At 39.2% G+C, this 21,985-nt stretch carries 6 protein-coding genes; 2 read left to right on the top strand and 4 right to left on the bottom strand.

Annotated elements, in window-relative coordinates:
• Positions 1 to 37: 37 nt before the first annotated feature.
• From GYM74_RS03865 to GYM74_RS03880, 4 genes are read right to left on the bottom strand one after another with little or no spacing between them, the layout of a single operon-like run.
• Positions 38 to 850, bottom strand: coding sequence for a thioesterase II family protein (locus GYM74_RS03865; protein WP_220219175.1), 813 nt, complete (start codon positions 848 to 850; stop codon positions 38 to 40).
• Complete coding sequence (locus GYM74_RS03870) at positions 847 to 5,424, bottom strand: non-ribosomal peptide synthetase (protein WP_220219176.1); 4,578 nt, start codon at positions 5,422 to 5,424, stop codon at positions 847 to 849. The genes GYM74_RS03865 and GYM74_RS03870 overlap by 4 nt, the downstream gene beginning before the upstream one ends.
• The gene (locus GYM74_RS03875) at positions 5,421 to 15,110 is read right to left on the bottom strand and encodes a non-ribosomal peptide synthetase (RefSeq protein WP_220219177.1); all 9,690 of its coding nucleotides are present in this window, start codon (positions 15,108 to 15,110) and stop codon (positions 5,421 to 5,423) included. Before GYM74_RS03875 ends, GYM74_RS03870 begins: the two co-directional genes overlap by 4 nt.
• Before the next feature lie 2 nt (positions 15,111 to 15,112).
• A complete protein-coding gene (locus GYM74_RS03880) occupies positions 15,113 to 18,100 on the bottom strand; it encodes a salicylate synthase (protein WP_220219178.1) in 2,988 nt (995 codons plus the stop codon).
• A 345-nt stretch (positions 18,101 to 18,445) separates the two neighbouring features.
• Between GYM74_RS03880 and GYM74_RS03885 the strand changes: the two genes are divergently transcribed.
• Positions 18,446 to 20,218, top strand: coding sequence for an ABC transporter ATP-binding protein (locus GYM74_RS03885; protein WP_220219179.1), 1,773 nt, complete (start codon positions 18,446 to 18,448; stop codon positions 20,216 to 20,218).
• On the top strand, positions 20,215 to 21,963 hold the full coding sequence (locus GYM74_RS03890; RefSeq protein ID WP_220219180.1) for an ABC transporter ATP-binding protein: 1,749 nt from the start codon (positions 20,215 to 20,217) through the stop codon (positions 21,961 to 21,963). The genes GYM74_RS03885 and GYM74_RS03890 overlap by 4 nt, the downstream gene beginning before the upstream one ends.
• Positions 21,964 to 21,985 lie beyond the last annotated feature (22 nt).

Raw genomic sequence — 21,985 nt, forward strand, 5'->3', positions numbered from 1 at the left:
AAATCACACATAAAAGTGTTACTGCAATGCTTTGTATTTAAGGGGTCATCGTCCATTGGTAGTGGCTTGTCATTTGTTGCTTAGCTATTTTGAGTAGTGCTTGAATAACCTTTGCTTGTTCCTCTATTAGATAGAAATGGTTGCCCTGAAAATATTCACAATGAAAGTTTTTGGTAGTTTGTTGTTGCCAAGCGAGTGCTTGCTCCTCAGTAAGTTCGGTATCCTGTCTAGCGATAAAAGTGGTTAGCGGGATATCAAGCGGGAGACTGTTTGGCTTTGGTCGCCATGATTCAATTAACTGGTAATCATTTCTAATAATAGGTAATAGCATTTGTGCTAGTTCAGGGTGAGTAGCTAACGAAAACTGGGTGCCATTTAGTTTTTCTAACTCATCTAATAATGCTTGATCAGAATCGAGGTGTAATGAACTTGTATTCTTATGAGTAGGTGCTTCACTGGCTGATATCACGAGCTGATAGGGCAGTGGTAAGTTGCATTCACGTAGTGCTAAACACAGTTCATAAACAATATAACCGCCCATACTGTGACCGAATAATAGATAGGGTTTATCTAATAGCTGCTGTTCAGTTAAGGCGATTATTAAGCCATCGATTAGTTCATCCATATTGTTGATTAGCGGCTCTGCTAAGCGTTCTTCACGGCCTGGATATTGAATAGTCACTAGCTCTATCGAGCTAGGCAAGGTCATCGTCCATTTTTTAAAGAAGCTAGCACAGCCACCTGCATGGGGTAAGCAGATAATCCGTTGTTTAGCTTGAGGCTGTGGTTGGTAAATTCGCCACCATGCCGCTTTTTGTTTAGTCACATTGAATGAGGCCACACTATTCATTGTGACTCCTTGTTATTAAACTTATTAATCAGTGGGATAAAGTAATCTTTGCTCACTTTAAAAGCTGTGATATCGAATGATTGGTTAGCTTCGATTAAATTTTCCATACCATATTGGTGATGGCCACCGTTATCCATACCCTCTTTAAAGTAGAGGTTAATAAATCCTGCCACAAAGTTATCCTGCAACTTTTGTTGCCATTCAGTAAATTCAAAGCCTTGTAATTGGCAGCCTAGCTCAATAAACCAATGGTAGATTTGTTCTACATTTAAACTATCCGCTGAAACTAAATGGAAGTTCTTACTATTGCCGTAGTTGGTTTGGGTAATGGCGGTTATACTCTGTGCTACAAAATCAACGGGCACTAAATTAACTTTTAGGCTGGAGTGTGGGTAGGCAGCAATATCCAAACACGCTTTATAGAATTTTAAGAAAGCGTCATCATTAATAAATGGCGTCTCAGTATCTGCCCATGTGATGGTGGCAGGGCGCATAATATTAATAGGAACACCTTGCTCTCTTGCTAGATAGAAAATATTTTCTGCCATAATCTTGGATTGCTCGTAAGTTAATTCAAGATCACGCCAGCGAGTAATAGTGGTTGTTTCAGCTACAGGCTGATTTTCATCATGTTCAGTTAAGGCATGATGTACCGCAATAGTGGAAACATAGTTAATTTGTTTAACTTTACTGGTAGTAGCTAGTTGTAGAATATTGGTAGCGCCTTGCACATTGGTAGGGAACAGGCTACTTAATGGATCCATTAAATTAATAATGGAGGCATTATGGATAATAATATCAATCTCATTAGCTAATCGTTGATAATGCTCTGCCGTTAGCCCTAAGTTATCTTTATCCACCGCACCACAAAATACCTTAATACGGTTTTCTGCATCAGACAGTGCTACACCTTTTTCCGCAGCAGCTTTAAAAAGACGATTAAACCCTTGCGCCTCATCTTCTGCCCGTAATAAACAGTAGATGGTATAATTGGTTTTTTGTAATAGAGTACTTAAGGTATAAATACCTAAATAGCCTGAAGCGCCCGTGAGTAAGATGTTTTGTGGGCTATGGGCAAGGTTAAAAGGGCTAGCGTCAGCAAGATTACTCATGGCTTGGTTAGCCATCGCGGTTAAATCAATACTTTCTAACCATTTATTTTTTGTATCATTACTATTTCTTAAGGCGGTTGCCATATTAGCGAAGACACTATTATTAAAAATAAGCTCTAAAGTAGCAGGGTAACCTCTAGCTAGTAAGATGCTAAGTAAGTTAATCGCCGATAAGCTAGAGCCGCCTACTTGGAAAAAGTCATCTTGCCTTGAGACTTGCGTTATTTTTAATAGCTCTTGCCAAACACTGGCTAAATCTTGCTCTATTGGATCATCCGTAGGTTCTTCAAACAGTTGGCTAGTGGTGGTATGGGTTTCAGCAAATAGTTTAGCTAGCTGCTTACGATCTACTTTACCGTTGCTACTGAGTGGTAATTGTTGGTAAATATCAATTCGCTCAGGAATCATATAATCAGGTAAATCGGCAGCCAGTTGTTGTTTAACGTGGGCTATAAAATCTTGTTGCGCTGTGGCTGCTGATTCTTCAATAACTATAGCAGCGGCTAAACTGCTAGCATCAGCAATAGGTATGGCAACCGCTTGTTTAATAGCGGGGATATGAGTGAGGGCTGCTTCGATCTCACCTAGCTCGATACGATATCCCCTAATTTTAGTTTGATTATCTTCACGACCTAAAATCTCAATTAAACCTGATGCTGTGTAAAAACCGATATCGCCCGATTTATAAAGCCTTTGCCCTGTAATAGGGTGGCTAATAAACCGATAAGCGGTTTGCTCGTTATCTGCCACATAGCTATCTGCTAAACCATGGCCTGCAATATACATTTCGCCCACTACATAATCAGGGCATTGTTCAAGGCGCTCATTTAAAATATAGATTTGATGGTTAGTCAGTGGTTTACCATAAGGAATACGAATAGTTTGCTTAGTAAAACTTTGTTGGATGGGGTAGTTAACACACCAAATAGACGTTTCCGTAGGGCCACCTAAACTAATCAGTTGTAGTTTTGGTAAATATTCATTAACTAAGGCAGGCAACGTAACAGGGATTTTATCGCCTGATAAAAATGCACTATGCAGACTGCTTAAATTTAAATGGGCATCCCATTCCAACCAGTTAATTAACATCTGCATTTGTGCAGGTACAGAATTCCAACGGGTAATTTGATGCTGTTCAATTAACTTGCCCCAATGTTCTGGGCTAGTTCTTTGCTCAGCATTAGGTAACACTAAACAAGCGCCTGCTGCTAAAGTGCCGAATATATCCCATACCGATAAATCAAAACTAAAACTGGCAAGGCCGAGAGTTTTATCCTGATGGTTAACAGCAAAACGTTTATTAATTTCAGCTACCGTATTCCACGCCGCAAAGTGGCTAACCATAACCCCTTTAGGTCTACCCGTGGTGCCTGAGGTAAAAATAATATAGCCCGTTCTTTTAGTAGCTTCGGGTTGTTGTTGGTAGTTGTTTATAAATTGTTTAAAGGCGCTAGTAATAGTTGCTTGGTCAATATCAGCCATGGCTTTTGGTTGAGTAATTAATAGCGGCTTAATATTAGTTGGCCAGCTTTCAGCAAGGTGGTTACTATTGGTGATAATTAATTTTATAGTAGCATCTTCTAAAATAGCTTGTTTTCGTGCCATGGGTTGGTGGCTTTCAATAGGCACATAAGTGGCATCTGCTAGTAATACGCCTAGTACCGCCGCTATTTGCGCGGCTGATTTTTCCATTACAATGGCAATATTATCACCTGCTTGACAACCTGCTTGTTGTAGCTCCTGGCTAACTGCTAGCGCCTGTTCTGCCAGTTGTAAATAGGTGAGCTGATAGTCACTTGCAATAACGGCTATTGCATTAGGTCTAATCAATACCTGTTGGCAAAAGTCAGCATGTAGCAATTGTGGTTGATAGGCGGTAAAGGTATCGTTTAATTGCGTGTGGCGCTGTTGCATGGCACTTGGTAATTTAACTACCGAGCTTTGCTGCCATAAGCTATCATCGTCAGCTAGATTATTTAATAGCTCGGTTAGCGCGCTAAAGGCTGCTTCGGCCATTCCTTCTGGAAAAATACCTTGCCTAACATCCCAATCAAGCTGTAGGGTGCCATAGCGTTCAGTGGTTTGGCAATCTAGCCATACTTGTGGGGTTTGGGTAATGCCATAATGCAGTTTAGCATTCTGCATAAATTCATTGGCTGAGAGTTTGTCTGCTTTAACGCCTAGGGTACTGGTATAAACTACAGGCACTAAGATATTCTGTTGCCGTTGTTGGTTCATTGCCCGTAGTACATCTATCCCTGTAAATTCGTTATGCTCAAGATCTTGCCATAGTTGCTGTTGCAAGACCTGGCTGCGCTCGCTAAAACTCTGTTGGGGGTCATTTCTAACACCCAGTACATTAACTGCAATAAAGTCACCAACAATATTATGTACCCCTGCGTAATCAATGGGTCTATTAAATAAGGTTAGATTAATACAAAGCTCTGGATGGCGTGACCAGCGCGCCAATATATCCGTGAAAGCAGTTAATACCACACTTGAGGGAGTGAGCTTACGGCTAGTAGCTTTATGGCTAAGCGCTTGCCACCGTTGATTGGTTAATGCAAAGTGATAGCGATCAAAGCGTACGGGGTCAGTTTGTTGTTTGTTATTAGTGGTTACAGGTAATTCTGGCGGAAGAGGCATAGTAGCTAATTGCTCAAGCCAGTATTGTTGATGTTTTTCATAACGCTGTTTATAGAGGGGGTTATTAAAGGCTTGTTTTTTAGCCAATACTACATCACGAAAAGTAATGGGTAGTTCTGGTAAGCTTGCAACTCCATGTTGATAAGCCTCACCAAGTTCAGCCAGTAAAACTTGAATGCTAGCAAAATCGGCAATTAATAAGTCGATAGAAAAATGTAAAATAGCACCTTCTGCGGTATGGCTTAAGCGCAAGTCAAACAATGGCCAGTTAGCAGGGTCATAACAGCGATGAGAAAGTTGTTCTCTAATAGTTAATAACTGCTGTTCGGTATGTTGTGTGTCTAGCTGAGTAAAATCATTTTCAATTAATGGGGGCAGGGTGACTTCAGCTAACACTTGTTGGGTACCATCAGCCAGAATAATCGCCCTTAACATATCATGGCGCATAATAAGGCCATGCCAAGCTGCTTGTAGTTTGCTAGCATCTGTTTTCGGCAAGGCTAGTTCAATATAACTATGGCAACCTACACCACCATATTCATAAAGATTACTGCGACCCACCATATAGGCTAACTGGAGATCAGTGAGCGGGAAGGGTTGATAGCGCCCGTCAGCATCATGCACAATAGCGCTGTTATTGATATTTTGTAGATATTCAATAATGGCTAGTTTATTGGCAGTTAAATGTTGTTTGTGGTGGTCAGTAATCACCCCTGCTGGCGCTTTAAATTTTAGCTGTTCACCTTCTGCCCAGAGTAAAACACCTTGCGAGGATAATTCTGTTACTAATGTTTCTACCATTATTGCTTTATTCATAGCGTTCCTTCCTCAAATAAATTGTCTTCGTCGAATGTATTGGTTTGCCATTGTTGTTTAATATAGTCACTTAAACTGGCGATAGTTGGCGCAGAAAAAAGTACCCTTAGTGGAATAAGCTCTGGAGTAATATGGCGTTTATGCAGTAGTTGTACGATTTGGGTAGCGGTTAAGCTATCGCCACCATTTAAAAAGAAATCATCATCACGTGATAAGGTGTGGCAATTTAATACTTCTTGCCACAAATTAGCTATTTGCTGTTCTAGTTCATCTCGAGGAGGTTCTTTAACTAGGGTTAAGGTGCTGTGGTTAGCTAATTCCTCAATAATGGTTTTACGATCAACTTTACCATTAGCACTCAGCGGTAAAGTTTGGTAAATCACTAAATTAGTAGGCACCATATAATCAGGTAATAATTGCTGTAACTTCTCCTTGATATGCTGCTCTGCTATGGTCACATCTTGTTGTAACTGAATAGCTGCTGCTAGATGCACGGGATTGCCAACCGTTACCGCAATAGCTCGAGCAATTTCAGGTAAACTCGCTAAGGCGGATTCAATCTCGCCTAATTCAATCCGATGGCCTCGCACTTTTACTTGATGGTCAACACGCCCTAAAAATTCTAAGGTACCATCAGCCCAATAGCGACCACGATCACCAGTGCGATACCAACGTTGTCCATCTGCTTCTATAAAGCGTTCAGCGGTTAACGTAGGAGCAGCACAATAACCTAAGGCAACCCCAGCACCCCCAATCCAAAGTTCACCTGCTACATAATCAGGGCAATCTCTACCTAATGCATCTACTACTCGGTAGCATTGGTTAGTTAAAGGGTAACCATAAGGAATAGAAGACCACTCTTTCGGTAAGGGGAGGGTTACCTCAAAGGCATTTGACCAGATACTACCCTCGGTAGCACCACCCATAGCGATTAGTTTAGGAAGACCATCACAACACTCAGCTAAATGCACAGGTAAATCTAAACCAATCCAGTCACCTGAAAGTAATACTGTTTTTAAAGGTAAACAGCGACTATCATGGCTAGCCACTACCAATAACATATCAAGTAGAATAGGTACTGAGTTCCAAACCGATACTTGATGCTCATGGACTAACTGCAACCAACTAGCAGCATCTCGGCGTTCATCTTCACTGATTAACACTAACCGTCCACCAACGCCCAATAAGCCAAAGATATCAAATACTGATAAATCAAAATCAAGCGCTGAAACAGTTAAGGCACAGCTATTGTCGTCAATGGCATAACGCTGATTAATATCGACAATAGTATTTAAAGCCGCTTGGTGGCTAATCTCTACCCCTTTAGGTTCGCCCGTAGAGCCAGAGGTAAAGATAATATAAGCCAATGAATTGGTTGCTACTGCTATAGGTTTAGCTAGTGGCTCTAAATCCATTGCTAAGAATGGTGATATAAATTTAAAGTTATCACTTTCAAATAGAGGTTGATTAGATAGAACTAAGCTAATCCCTGCAGTATTAAAAATCTTTTGCTGTCTTGCAGGAGGTTGAGTGATTGATATAGGTACATAAGCACCACCCGCAGCAAGCACACCTAATACTGCCATAATTTGCATAGGGCCACGAGGCAATGAAATAGCGACAGGTTCACCTTGTTGTAGACCATAACTAAGCAATAGGTTAGCTATTTGCAAAGCACGCATTGTTAGTTCTTCATAACTAAACTGTTGCTCATTAAAGATAAGGGCTACTTGTTGTGGGTTATTAGCAGCATACTCAAAGATAGGCGCAATTAAGCTAGTGGTAGGTAACGGAGCGGTAACTGAGTTAACTTGCTTTCTAATTTGTTGTTGAGTAGTAGGTAGTTGCGCTATTAAAGGTTGTTGCCAATCGTGTTCTAGTAACTGATTTAACAGTTGCATATAACTATCGAACATTGCATCAAGTAAACCCGTAGGAAATAGCTCTTCTACTGCATCCCAAGAGATTAATAAACCACCTTGATGTTCATAAAGTTGGTGGTCTAACCAAACTTGTGGCGTTTCTGAGAGGCCACCCCCTGCTAGCTGTAAGAAACCTTGTTGCTCACTATCTGCCAGTAAGTCATCTGCAATTCCTAAGGTACTAGTAAAGACTATGGGTAAAGAGGCGGAATTAATCCCTTTATTACGTGCTAACTCTCGTTGCACCCAAATAGAAGATATTTCGCGATGATCTAAAGCGCTAGCAAGCTCTTGTTGTAGAGACTGTACTTGTTCTAATAAAGACTTATTAACATTAGGATGATAAGCAATAGGTAATAAAGAGGTAAAATCCCCTGTTATTTGATAGATTTCTGGATGTACCTCTTGTCTATCAAACAATGTCATATTAATAGTGATCACTTGGCCACCACTCCATTGACTTAACACTTCGGCATAGGCCAACATAATAATAGCGGAGGGGGTTAGTCCATAATTTTTGGCGATATTGCGTAAAGTGGCTAAATTTTGACGACTGAGTTTAGCGCTTTTGCGAATAAATTTTGCTTGTTTAAGTTGTTGCGGATCAATAGCTACAGGTAATTGTGGAGCAGCTGGTAAAGTTGCCATGCGTTCACGCCAGTAACTTTCTGCTCGTTGGATTGCTTGTGGAGCATGGCTTACTTGAGTAACGTAATCTCTAAAGGAAAGGGTTAATTTAGGTAACTGAATATCGAGGTCTTGGTAAAAACTTGCTAATTCTTTAAGTAGCAACTTGATACTAAAGCCATCCAAATTCATATAGTTAAAAATAATAGCTAAATAGCAACCTTGCTCAGCATAATTAAATGCATGCATAGCAAAGGGTAGCGAATGTTTTTTAGCTTGCTGTTGCTGCCACCATTCAGTTACTTTGCTTTTTATCTCTGCTAGATCGTTATGTTGTGATTGTGGAATGGTATAAAGCGGCCACTCAGGCAAAATATGTTGTTCTGCTTGCTCAGTAACTGTGGCATGTAACATATCGTGGCGAGCCACTAACTTATTCCACGCTACGGTTAGCCGTTGTAAATCAATATTTTCGCCAGCTAACTCTACCAAATAATGAGTGCCACAATTTAAAGGTAAGCCTGGTGATTGTCCCATCCAATAAGCACGTTGTACCTCAGTGAGTGGAAATGGTTGGTAGCGATTAGCTAAATCAGCTATCACTAGTTGCTGATGTTCAATTTGCTCATTAACAGTTAACGTAGCAGCAAATTCAGCAAGCTGTGGTTTGGCAAATAATTGTCGTAATGGTTGCTCAGTGGTTAAGCCTAATTGTTTTAGTTGGCTAATAACTTGGGTGGCTAATAAACTATCACCACCCAAAGCAAAGAAACTATCAGAGCGTCCTACTTGTTCAGTTTTTAATATTTTTTGCCATATATCAGCCACCTGTTGTTCGATGTCTGTTTGTGGTGCTTCAAAAATAGTTTCGATATGGCTTATTTGGTTTGCTAGTTCTTCAATAATGGTTTTACGATCAACTTTACTATTGGCACTAGTTGGTAAAGTTTCATAAATTACCAAATGCATAGGCACCATATAATCAGGTAATAGTTGCTGTAACTGTTCTTTGATATGTTGCTCAGAGGTATCTAAGTTTTCTTGGAGTTGAATAGCTGCTACTAACTGAGCAGGCGAACCAACCGTTACCGCAATAGCTCTAGCAATTTCAGGTAGACTAGCTAGAGCTGATTCAATCTCGCCTAATTCAATACGATGGCCTCGTACTTTCACTTGATGATCTAAACGACCTAAAAACTCCAACGTACCATCAGCCCAATAGCGACCTCTATCACCCGTGCGATACCAACGTTGTCCATTTGCTTGTATAAAGCGTTCAGCAGTTAATTCAGGTGCAGCGCAATAACCTAGCGCAACGCCAGTCCCACCAATCCAAAGTTCACCTGCTACATAATCAGGGCAATCTCTACCTAAAGTATCTACCACTCGATAACACTGATTCGTTAACGGGTAACCATAAGGGATAGAAGACCATTCTTTAGGTAAAGGAAGAGTTATCTCGAAGGCATTTGACCAGATACTACCCTCAGTAGCGCCACCCATAGCTACTAATTTAGGTAGACCACTACAACATTCCGCAAGCCGAGTTGGTAAATCTAATCCAATCCAATCGCCTGATAGAAGAACTGTTTTTAAAGGTAAGCTACGAGTATCATGGCTAGCTACTACCAATAACATATCCAGTAAAATAGGTACTGAGTTCCACACTGATACATTATGCTCATGGACTAACTGCAACCAACTAGCAGCATCTCGACGTTCATCTTCGTTGATTAATACCAAGCGTCCACCAACACCTAATAAGCCAAAAATATCAAATACAGATAAATCAAAATCTAAAGCAGAAACAGCTAAGGCACAGCTATCAGAGTTAATAGCATAACGCTGACAAATATCCACTATAGTATTTAAAGCTGCTTGGTGACTAATCTCTACCCCTTTAGGTTCACCTGTAGAGCCAGAAGTAAAAATAATATAAGCCAACGACTGACAATCAACCGCCACAGGCTTAGCTAATGGTTCTAAATCTAAAGCCAATATAGGTGATAAGAATTTTAAATTACCGTCCTCAAATAAAGGCTCATTACATAACACCAATTTAATATCAGCCGTATTAAAAATCTTTTGCTGTCTTGAAGCAGGTTGGGTAACTGACACAGGTACATAAGCACCACCTGCAGCAAGCACGCCTAATACAGCCATAATTTGCATAGGGCCACGAGGTAAGGAAATGGCAACGGGTTCACCCTGTTGTAAACCATAACTAAGCAATAAATTAGCTATTTGCAGAGCACGCATTGTTAGTTGTTGATAATTAAATTCCTGCTCATTAAAGATAAGAGCTACTTGTTGTGGGTTATGATTAGCATATTCAAAAATAGGCTCAATTAAGCTAGTAGTAGGTAGTGGTGCAGTAATAGAGTTAAGCCTAGTTCTTACTTGTTGCTGAGAAGTAGGTAGTTGAGCTACTAAAGGTTGTTGCCAATCGTGCTCTATTAACTGATTTAACAGTTGTATATAACTAGCAAACATTTCATCAAGTAAGCCAGTAGGGAACAAGTCTTCTACTGCATCCCATGAAAGTTCGAGTTCACCATGAAACTCATATAGCTGATGGTCTAACCACACTTGTGGTGTTTCAGAAAGGCCACCGCTAACAAAAGCGGGGAAGTTTTTATTAGCTGTTTCAAATAAACCTTCGCCTAATCCAAGGGTGCTGGTGAATACTACAGGTAATGCAGCAGCAGTTATTCCCATTGTTTTAGAACGTTCTCTTTGTACCCAAATAGAAGAGATTTCTTTATGCTCTAAAGCATCGGCTATTTCATGCTGTAGGGCTTTGGCATGTTCAATAACAGACTGTTGGTTATTTGGATAGTAACCAACAGGAGCAAGGGTAGTAAAATCGCCAGCTATTTGGTTGATTTGTGGGTGAACACTAGCCCGATCAAACAATGTTAAATTAATAGCTAACGGTTGATTAGCTGACCATTGTGCTAAAACATTGGCATAGGTTGCCAATAAAATAACCGAGGGGGTTAGCTGATGTTGTCTAGCTTTTGTTTTTAGTAATGCCCATTGCCCACTAGCCAACCGATGACTACGTCGTTTGAAAATAACCTGCTTTAATTGTTCAGGTTGTTGTGCAGTGGGTAGCTGTGGTGCTAAGGGTAACGTCTTTAATTTTTCTAGCCAGAATGTTTTAGCTTTGGCTTGGCTAGCAGTATCTGTTGCTATTTGAGTAATATAATCTCTAAAGGAAACATCAAGTGCTGGTAGTGGTGTAGCACTATTTTCATAAAGTGCAGCAAGTTGTTGCAGAATAAGTTTAATACTAAAGCCATCTAGGGTTAGGTAGTTAAAAATAATACCTATCCGACAGCGGTTATTAGCATATTCAATAGCATATAAATGGTGCTGATAATCTTTGTCTGACTGATGTTGTTGCCAGTATTTATATAAAACTTGTTGCGCTTCTTGTGGGGCGTGGGTTGCTAGTTTTATCGCTTGCAGTTGTATAGACTCAGCTTGGGGTAATATAGTTTGGTTACCTTCGCTATCTATAGTTACACGCATCATTTCATGGTATTGCACCAACTGATTCCATGTATGGTTAAATTTAGCGAGATCTACATTTTCCCCATCTAGCTCTACCATATAGTGAGTACCACAACTTAACAGTAAACCAGGCGATTGCCCCATCCAATAAGCACGTTGTACCTCAGTGAGTGGAAATGGTTGGTAGCGATTAGCTAAATCAGCTGCCACCTGTTGCTGTTGTTCAATTTGCTCATTCACCGTTAACGTAGCAGCAAATTCTGCTAATTGGGGTTTGGCAAATAGTTGTCGTAAGGGTTGTTCAGTGGTTAAGCCTAATTGCTTTAACTGACTAATAACTTGCGTTGCTAATAAACTATCACCGCCTAAACCAAAGAAACTATCAAAGCGTCCTACTTGTGAAACTTTAAGCACCTTTTGCCATATCTTAGCCACTCGTTGTTCAGTATCTGTTTGTGGTGCTTCAAAAATGGTTTCACTATTTATTATTTGGGTGGTTAATTGTTCGATAATAGTTTTACGATCAACTTTACCATTAGCACTTAACGGTAAGTATTGATAAATAACTAAGCTACTAGGTACCATATAATCAGGTAGCAGTTGTTGTAATTGTTGTTTGATATAGTGTTCTGAAGTGGTTATATCCTCCTGTAGTTGAATAGCGGCTGTTAAATGAGCAGGCGAACCAACCGCTACTGTAATAGCTCTATCAATTTCAGGTAGACTAGCTAGAGCTGATTCAATCTCGCCTAATTCAATACGATGGCCTCTTACCTTAACTTGATGATCTAAGCGCCCTAAAAACTCCAATGTACCATCTGCCCAATAGCGACCGCTATCACCTGTGCGATACCAACGTTGTCCATTTGCTTGTATAAAGCGTTCAGCAGTTAATTCAGGTGCAGCGCAATAACCTAGCGCAACGCCAGTCCCACCAATCCAAAGTTCACCTGCTACATAATCAGGGCAATCTCTACCTAAAGTATCTACCACTCGATAACACTGATTCGTTAACGGGTAACCATAAGGGATAGAAGACCATTCTTTAGGTAAAGGAAGAGTTATCTCGAAGGCATTTGACCAGATACTACCCTCAGTAGCGCCACCCATAGCTACTAATTTAGGTAGACCACTACAACATTCCGCAAGCCGAGTTGGTAAATCTAATCCAATCCAATCGCCTGATAGAAGAACTGTTTTTAAAGGTAAGCTACGAGTATCATGGCTAGCTACTACCAATAACATATCCAGTAAAATAGGTACTGAGTTCCACACTGATACATTATGCTCATGGACTAACTGCAACCAACTAGCAGCATCTCGACGTTCATCTTCGTTGATTAATACCAAGCGTCCACCAACACCTAATAAGCCAAAAATATCAAATACAGATAAATCAAAATCTAAAGCAGAAACAGCTAAGGCACAGCTATCAGAGTTAATAGCATAACGCTGACAAATATCCACTATAGTATTTAAAGCTGCTTGGTGACTAATCTCTACCCCTTTAGGTTCACCTGTAGAGCCAGAAGTAAAAATAATATAAGCCAACGACTGACAATCAACCGCCACAGGCTTAGCTAATGGTTCTAAATCTAAAGCCAATATAGGTGATAAGAATTTTAAATTACCGTCCTCAAATAAAGGCTCATTACATAACACCAATTTAATATCAGCCGTATTAAAAATCTTTTGCTGTCTTGAAGCAGGTTGGGTAACTGACACAGGTACATAAGCACCACCTGCAGCAAGCACGCCTAATACAGCCATAATTTGCATAGGGCCACGAGGTAAGGAAATGGCAACGGGTTCACCCTGTTGTAAACCATAACTAAGCAATAAATTAGCTATTTGCAGAGCACGCATTGTTAGTTGTTGATAATTAAATTCCTGCTCATTAAAGATAAGGGCTACTTGTTGCGGATTATTAGTAGCATATTCAAAAATAGGCTCAATTAAGCTCTTAGTAGGCAAGGGCGCAGTAACTGAGTTTAGCTGCTGCCTTATTAGTTGTTGTTTTGTAGGTATTTGTTCAAGAGGGTATTGTTGCCAGCTTTCTGTTTGTTCACTAAGTGAGATTAATAAATTAGTATAAGTATTAAACATATCATCGATTAAACCCTCTGGGAATAATTCATCGACACTATCCCATGCCAGTAGTAAACCATCACTCATTTCATAAACTTGATGATCTAACCAAACTTGTGGAGTTTGTGAAATCATATAGTGCAAGCTACCTAAGGTTTGTTCGGTTGTTTTATCAAGTAAGGATGTACCAAGGTTACAAGCAAAAACTACAGGCGCGATAATGCCTTGTTGTTGGTTATAGCGTGCCATCTCTCTTTGCACTTCTACGGCTGAGTAGCTGGCATGGGCAACGTCTTTATGAAATTGCTTTTGCAGTTGGCTAACTTGCTCAGCAAAACTTTGCTTTTTAGAAAAGTCACATTCTAGTAATAACAGGTTAGTAAAGTCTGCAACTATATGTTCAATAGTTTGTTGTTCAGTATTGCGATCAAATAAAGGGATATTCAGTAAAAATTTAGGCTGATTACTCCAGCGTGCCAATACATAACCATAAGCACAAGCTAACGTCATAGCTGGGGTTACTTTGGCTTTTGCTGATTGTTGTTTTAGGTTTTGCCATTGTTGGTGACTTAGGGTAAAGGTGCGCCGCTTAAAGGTTGGTTTGGAGATTTGTTTATTAAGTACAGGCAGTTGTGGCCCAAGCGGTAACTCTGCTAGACGATTTTGCCAATAGCTTTTAGCGTTATTGTAGTCATCTTGTTTACGTGTGCTTTCAGTCGTTAAATAAGCAGCAAAGTTCCAGTCTTGTGGTGCCTGTAAAGGCGTATTTTGTTGATAAAGCTGAGCTAGATCTCTTAGTAAGATATTTAAACTTTGTACATCAGCCACCAATAAATCAACATCAAAGTGTAGTCTGGATTTATTATCAGCTAATAGGGAAAGTTCAAGGCCAATTACTTGGCCTTGTTCAATAGCTAGTTTGCGGTGAGAAAGCCGCTTCCGAATTCCGCTTAAGCTATATTCACGTTGCTCATCTGTTAATTGCCGAAGATCGTGAACTTGTAGAGGATCGTTATGATTTTCTACATTAATCAGTTGTTGACCATTGTCGGTAAAGCTCGCCCTTAACATAGGATGATGGGCAATTAACTGGTTAAAGGCTAAGTTAAGGCGTTCAGCATCATTAATAGTACCATCTATTTCTAAATAAGCATGGCAGGCTACACCGCCTAGCTCACGGTTATCTTCCCGACCAATCCAGTACGCATATTGCACATCCGTTAATGGAAAAGGCTCGTTATTCACTAATGGTACTAATAGGGAGGCAGTCGTAGTAGTTGCTGGTTGCTTATTAGCTTTAGTTAATAATATTTGCCATTGGCTTAAAGTAGGTTGTTCTATTAATTCAGCAAAAGTAATTTTATAGCCTACTTTGCGCCATTGGCTAACAAGGCGCATGATATGTAACGAATCTAAACCACTTTCAATAAGATTGTCAGTATCTGTAATAATAGTAGTTCCCTGTGGTAGCAAACCTTTTATTTGTTGGTAGATTCCCTCAGAACTAATATCCATCGGTGATATTGACATAATTAACCCTCCGTCCCTGTCATTACTTGTTGCTCCTTGACTACTAAGTAGCGCGAGATACAGCTTAGTTTTTCTATGGTTTCTTCTAATTCACGCTCAGGTTGTGATTGGTCAATAATCCCTGCACCTGCCTGTAGCCAAACTTGCCCATTTTGATGATAAAGACTGCGCAGTACTAAGGCGGCATCTAAGCTACCATTACTATCTACAATCATTACACTGCCACTATAGGAGCCACGTTTAGTGGTTTCGTGTTGGCGGATTGCTGCAAGTGCTTCACGCTTCGGTATGCCGGAGGCGGTAACTGCGGGGAATAGTGATTTAAAAGCGTGCCAAGCGGTTAAGTTAGGTTTTAATTTACCCTTAACTCGAGAGGCTAAGTGTTGTACGGTGCCTCGTTTAGAGACAGTCATAAATTGGGGAACAGTCACTGTTTGTTGTTCACAAACAGGTTCTAATTCTTCAAAGGCTAGTTTTACTGAAACAGCGTGTTCAGCAATTTCTTTAGTATCGTTAATTAATTCGTTGTAAAGCCTATTCGATTGTTCAGGATCATCTTTTATTAAGGCTCTAGTGCCTGCTAATGGTTGGGTGGTCACTATGCCTTGGTGGTTAACTTCCACTACGGTTTCTGGGCTAAAGCCGATTAACTGTAGATCATTAAAATTAATAGCAAACGAGCGAGCAGGGGTATTGTGTTTACGTCCCAGTTGGTAGCTAGCTATTAAGTCAATATCTGCAGGAATAGGTACTTTTCTGGAAAGGATAATTTTTTGATATTGCCCTGTTTTGATCTCATTAACTGCTATAGCTACTTTTTCTTTATAAAGCGCTGCATCAGTTTGGCGAATAGTCGTTTCACTATCAGCAAAGGTATTTTTAGCATCACTAGCTGAGTGATTTTGTTTATCTATCTGCTCAAGGGTGGCAGTTAATTGGCTTAAGCCTTGCTCTGTTAAGCTTCTTAGTAGGGTTTGGCCTTGGGTGAATCTTGCTTCCTGCTCGGGAATAAATAGCTGTAATACTATTTCATCATTATTTGGTAGATAATCTGGGTCGTGAAAAATATGTGCTAATTCAAATTTACTAGCACCATAGGCCCGCCAGTTTGCAATAGGTAATGTGGCAAGTGCATCATTAATATTGTCAATAATTTCTAGTTTGTTCCATTGCTGTTGTTGCCCATCATAGTGCAGAATAGTTTTATCGGGATAAACGATTAGTTGAGCGGCATTGCCTAGACCTACTGACCATTCGCCATTGTGTTCATAAACTGCATATTGTTGATTTAGATTGGTATTAATAAGGGCGACAGCTATATCGAGGGGGGGGGTGGTTAAGTTAATAGTTTGTTCAAAATAATGTTGTGATTCATTAATTTTCATTTGTTGTTCACCAATAGTAGATAAGCGACGTTTATCAATTTTTCCTACAGAGGTCAGTGGCCAGCTAGTCAGGTGCTCTAATTGGTCAGGTAATTTATAGAGAGCCATTCCCTGTTGTTTTAGAAAATCTCTAATATTTGTTAAAGTAATTTGTTTGTTATCAGTAATAATAAAGGCACAAGTGCGTTCACCTAATCGCTCATCTTTCACAGCGACAACCGCGCAACTTTCTATTTGTGGATGATCTATTAATTTTTGTTCGATTTCGGCGGCGGCAATTTTTTCACCAGCACGATTAATTTGTTCTTTAATGCGTCCTTCAACAACCACATTGCCTTCTGAGGTAAGTCTGACCAAATCCCCCATGCGATAATAATGATCTTTAGTAAAACTGGTTTTATTATGTTTAGCAGCACGATAGTAGCCATGAATGGTATAAGGCCCTTTGGTGATCATCTCACCAGTTGCCTCTGCTGCAACTGGCTGATCATGTTCATCAACAATCAATATTTGATCATGGGGAGAAATAGGGCGACCTTGCGTGTTGAAAATAACTTCATCGCTATCATCTAAGCGGGTGCAACAAATAAGCCCTTCAGCCGTACCAAATACTTGTTGCAGTTGGCAGTTCATTGTCTGTTTGATTTGCTTAGCAATACTGGCTTCTAAACGTGAGCCACCTACTTGGATAAGTTGCAAACTGGATATATCTGTATCATCCCACTCGCGCGCATTAGCCCATAGTTGGGCGAGGGGAGGCACTACCGCGGTAATGGTTACTTTATGCTGTTCAATTAGGGTAAAGGCTTCATCAAAGCTAGTGGTTTTACTTAACACAATGCTACCGCCTTTTGACAGCACACCTAATAAACCAGGACATGATAAAGAAAAGTTGTGGGCAATAGGTAACACATTTAGGTAAACACTATGACTATCAATTTGGCATATATCCGCCATGGTTCTAGCGTTATAGCAGTAATCTGCATGGGTACGGGGAATAAGTTTTGGTGTACCTGTAGTACCACCTGATAATAATAGAATAGCGGGGTCTAAATAATAAGCTTCAGTAACTTCATAAGGTAGAGAACTATGATAGTTTGTTAGCGTTATTTCAGGGTCTTGCTCAGTATCTATATTGATAACTTGAATGGTAGGAAAACTGCTTGTTATATCGTCTACTAATGGTTGGTAATCAGTACCTAAAAATTTATTAGGAACAATATAAAGTTTTGGTTCAGCCAATTCGCAAAGCGCATGAATATCTTGTTGTCGTTGTGATGGCATAGCTAGAATAGGTACTGCACCTATGCGAATTAAGGCAAATAGGCTAGTAACAAAACCTATGCAATTAGGCAGTTGTAATAGCACACGATCTTTTGGTTTAACGCCTAGTTGATAAAAACCAGCGGCTAATAGCTCAACCTGCTGTCCAAGTGCTTGATAGGTAAGCTGTCTGTTACCAGCTATAATGGCTATATTATCTGTATATTGTTTACACCAATTAGTTAACTCAGCACTAAGCGAAAGTTTATGCCAATAACCAAGTGATAAGTACTGCGTTTGCTGCTCTGCACTCCAAGTTGTTACTTCTAATAATTGAGTCATAGGGGTAACCTTTATTTAATAAGCCGTTATTTATTTAACATTCCATTTGATTAGGCTAATTAGATATTTTATAAATGAGAATAGTTATCATTTATAAGGTAAAGGTTTCGTTAAAAAAGTTCTCCCCCTATCAGTCAAAAATATCCTTATCGGTTCTATTTTTTTAAGGCGTATATCTTTTCTGTTTTTAAGTGATTATTTTTTAACAATAAATTTTTTTGAAAATATTTTATAAATAAGAATTATTCTGATTTGGATAATAATTAATCTTTTTAGGGTAGTAATGGTTATTTAGAAAGGGCTATTTTTTAGCTTATTTTTGTCTTACTAAGGTTATTACCTATCATGTTGATTTCTGGTTTATCACAAGATAAACAACAGGCTATTACGCTATTAAACTCGCAAAAGAAATATCTACTGTGGACAGTAGTGTTAACTATTTTGGCAGCTATTGCAGAGTTGCTACCTTTTTTAATTTTGTATAAGGTATTTAGTGCAATTATCAATTACCAGCCAGTAACTGCTTATTATTTAATTAAGTTGTCGTTAGTTATGGCAGGGGTAGTTTTACTGCGTTATATTTTTTATTGCATTGCTTATTACCTTAGCCATCAAGCGGCTTATTCAATCCTTACTAAGCTACGTTACAAGCTGGTAAATAAACTCGCTTATGCCTCATTACCTTGGTTACAACAGCATCCATCAGGCAAGTTACGACAAGCCATCATTCAAGATGTAGAACGTATTGAAACTTTTGTAGCTCACCATACGGTAGAGGGACTTGCTGCAATAGTATGCCCTTTGGTGAGTAGTATTTTTCTGTTCTATTTTGATTGGCGTTTAGGCTTGGCAGCGTTAGTTATTGCCCCTGTGGTAATGTTAATTTCTAATTGGATAATGCGTGGTATGAGTAAGGATTACGATACCTATATGGGCATGGCCGCCGAGTTAGACAGTGCCACTGTGGAGTATGTGCGTAATATTGCGGTAATGAAAGTGTTTAATTTAAACGTTAAGCACTTTGAGCAGATGCGTAATCGGTTAGCTAATTATTATCAAACCATCCAAGTGATTACCCATAAAATTATTGGTGGCTGGTCAGTATTTGCCTCTTTGTTAAGTGCTAATGTGCTGTTTATTTTACCTGTTGGTATTGTTTTATTTATCCGTGGTGATATTGAGTTATCAGCCATTGCCTTAACCATTATGTTAGGGGCAGGTATTTTAAGACCGCTAATGAAAGTTAATCAGCTTAGTTCGGAATTAACCGAAGTATTAGCAGGTTTAAGGCGTTTAATACCTATTTTATCCTTAAAATCAGCTAATAATAACACCACTTTATCATTAGCTGAACCTATTAGCTTGCAGTTATCAAATGTTAGTTTTAGCTATCAACAACAGCAAGTCATTACTGATGTAAACATAGTGTTAGCACCTGCTACAGTGACTGTATTAGTGGGTAGTTCTGGCTCTGGTAAATCTACCGTTGCGCAATTGATGGCAGGTTTGTTAATACCTAGCAAGGGAGAAGTAACCATTGCAGGTGTGCCACTACAACAGTTATCTGATCAACAACGATCACAGCTGATAGGATTAGTTACTCAAGAACCTTTTCTTTTTCAAGGAACCATTTTAGATAATCTGTGTTTTGCTAATAAAGAGATTAGTGAACAGCAATTAGCGACTGCTATAAAAGTAGCGCAAGCTGAGTCATTAATTAATAGTTTACCTGATGGCTATCAAACGGTAGTGAATGAGCAAGGCTTAAAGCTATCGGGAGGTGAGCGGCAACGTTTAGCTATTGCAAGGGCATTATTGATGGATACTAATATTTTGATATTAGATGAAGCTACCGCCTTTGCTGATAATATTACCCAAAAGAACTTTTATCAGGCATTACGCACTTATTATCCCCACAAAACCATTTTAATTATCGCCCATAATAGCTATGGGGCAGAATCTGCTGAGCAAATTATTATTATGGAAAAAGGGCATATACAAGAAGTAGGTCAACACCAACAATTAATCGCCCATAATCCCTTTTATCAAACCATGTGGCAACAACAGCAAACGGTAATGGATTGGAGTATTGTTAGTCAAGAGGGTAAACAGCAATGATTATAAAATGGTTTACCCCGTTACAACGTGTTATTAAATACAGTGGTAGAAAACCACAAATGTTTTATCAAGGCGTATTACTGCGTATAGCAGAACGTATTTTTGATTTACTGCCTTTCTTTATTGCTTACCTATGGTTTAGCTATATCTATCAGCATCTAAATGGTATGACTCAACAACAATTGATTATCAGTTTGGTGGTTGTAATAATTAGTTTGGTAGTGGTTTTAATAGTGCAGTTACTAGCGAGTTATTATGGCTATTTAAAATCTTTTGTGGGTAGTTACCATATTATTGCAGGCTATCGAGAAAGAATAATCGATCAAATACATGCGATGCCACTAGGTGAAATACAAAACCAGCGAGTAGGTGAATTAACCGAAGTCGTAACCAGTGATGTTAAAAAGTTAGAAGGTATTTTCACCCATTCAGTGGCAGATATTTTATCGGCTAGCTGTGCCAGTTTAGTAATGTTTATGGTATTAGCCTGCTATAACTGGCAATTGGCATTAGCCTTAATTATCCCTCTGCCTGTAGCAGTTATTATTTTAGAAAAAGTTAAAAAGTATTTTTTAATTCAGAGCAAACAAAAACAACAACTATTTGCGCAGATTTCTGGCTTATTGGTTGAGTTTATCATGGGTATTAGAACTTTACGCTTATTTAATAAATCAGAACTATGGCTTAATAAACTCAACCAACAATTTATTAAATTAAAAGACAGTAATTTGCAGGTAGAAGCCTTCGGTGGTGGTGCTGTTATGTTATTTAGGTTACTGGTTGAGTTTGGCTTAGTAGCTCTGCTAGTAGTGATGGCTTACTTAATTACCGCTAAACAAATAACACCATTGGATTGGTTATTATTTATTTTAATTGCCCATAAACTACTGCAACCGCTATTAACCTTACCCGAAAGCATTACTATTTTTCGTTATGCGATTGAAAGTGAAACTCGCCTACAACAGATGTTAGATACACCACTCTTAAAAGAGCCACAAACACCTAAACAAGTTAGTGATTTTACTATAGCCTTAGAAAATGTCAGTTTTAGTTATGAGGTAAAACCAATCTTACAGGATATAAGTTTTACTGTACCACAGGGTACTTTAACGGCTATTGTTGGTCCATCAGGTTCGGGAAAAACCACGTTATTAAACTTATTAGCACGCTTTTATGAACCACAACAGGGGACAATTAACATAGGTGGGGTAGCTATTGGTGACATTGGTACAGAAGGACTTTACCAATGTCTTAGTATAGTTTTTCAACAAGTATTATTACATCAAGGCAGTATTTTAGAGAATGTGGCCATTGGTAATCCTACTGCATCCCAACAGCAAATAGAGCAAGCCTGTAAAGCGGCTTATTGTGACAGTTTTATAAATAATCTTGAGCATGGATATCAAACAGCTATTGGTGAAACGGGCAGTGGTTTATCAGGTGGCGAAAGACAACGTATTTCGATAGCTCGAGCATTATTAAAAGATGCCCCTATTTTATTATTAGATGAAGCGACTGCTTCAGTAGACCCAATTGCGCAATATGAAATTCAGCAAGCACTTACCAAATTAGCCCAAGGGCGAACGGTAGTAATGATAGCGCACCGCTTAAACACTATTCGTTATGCCGAGCAAATTATTGTATTGGATCAGGGCAGAATAGTTGGTTGTGGTAAGCACGACGATCTATTACAACATAACCAGTTATATCAACAACTCTGGCAAGCTCAAAGTATTAATCATTAAATAGCAAGTAAACACTAGGGAG

This window comes from Gilliamella sp. ESL0405 (genome assembly GCF_019469205.1).
Classification (GTDB): domain Bacteria; phylum Pseudomonadota; class Gammaproteobacteria; order Enterobacterales; family Orbaceae; genus Gilliamella.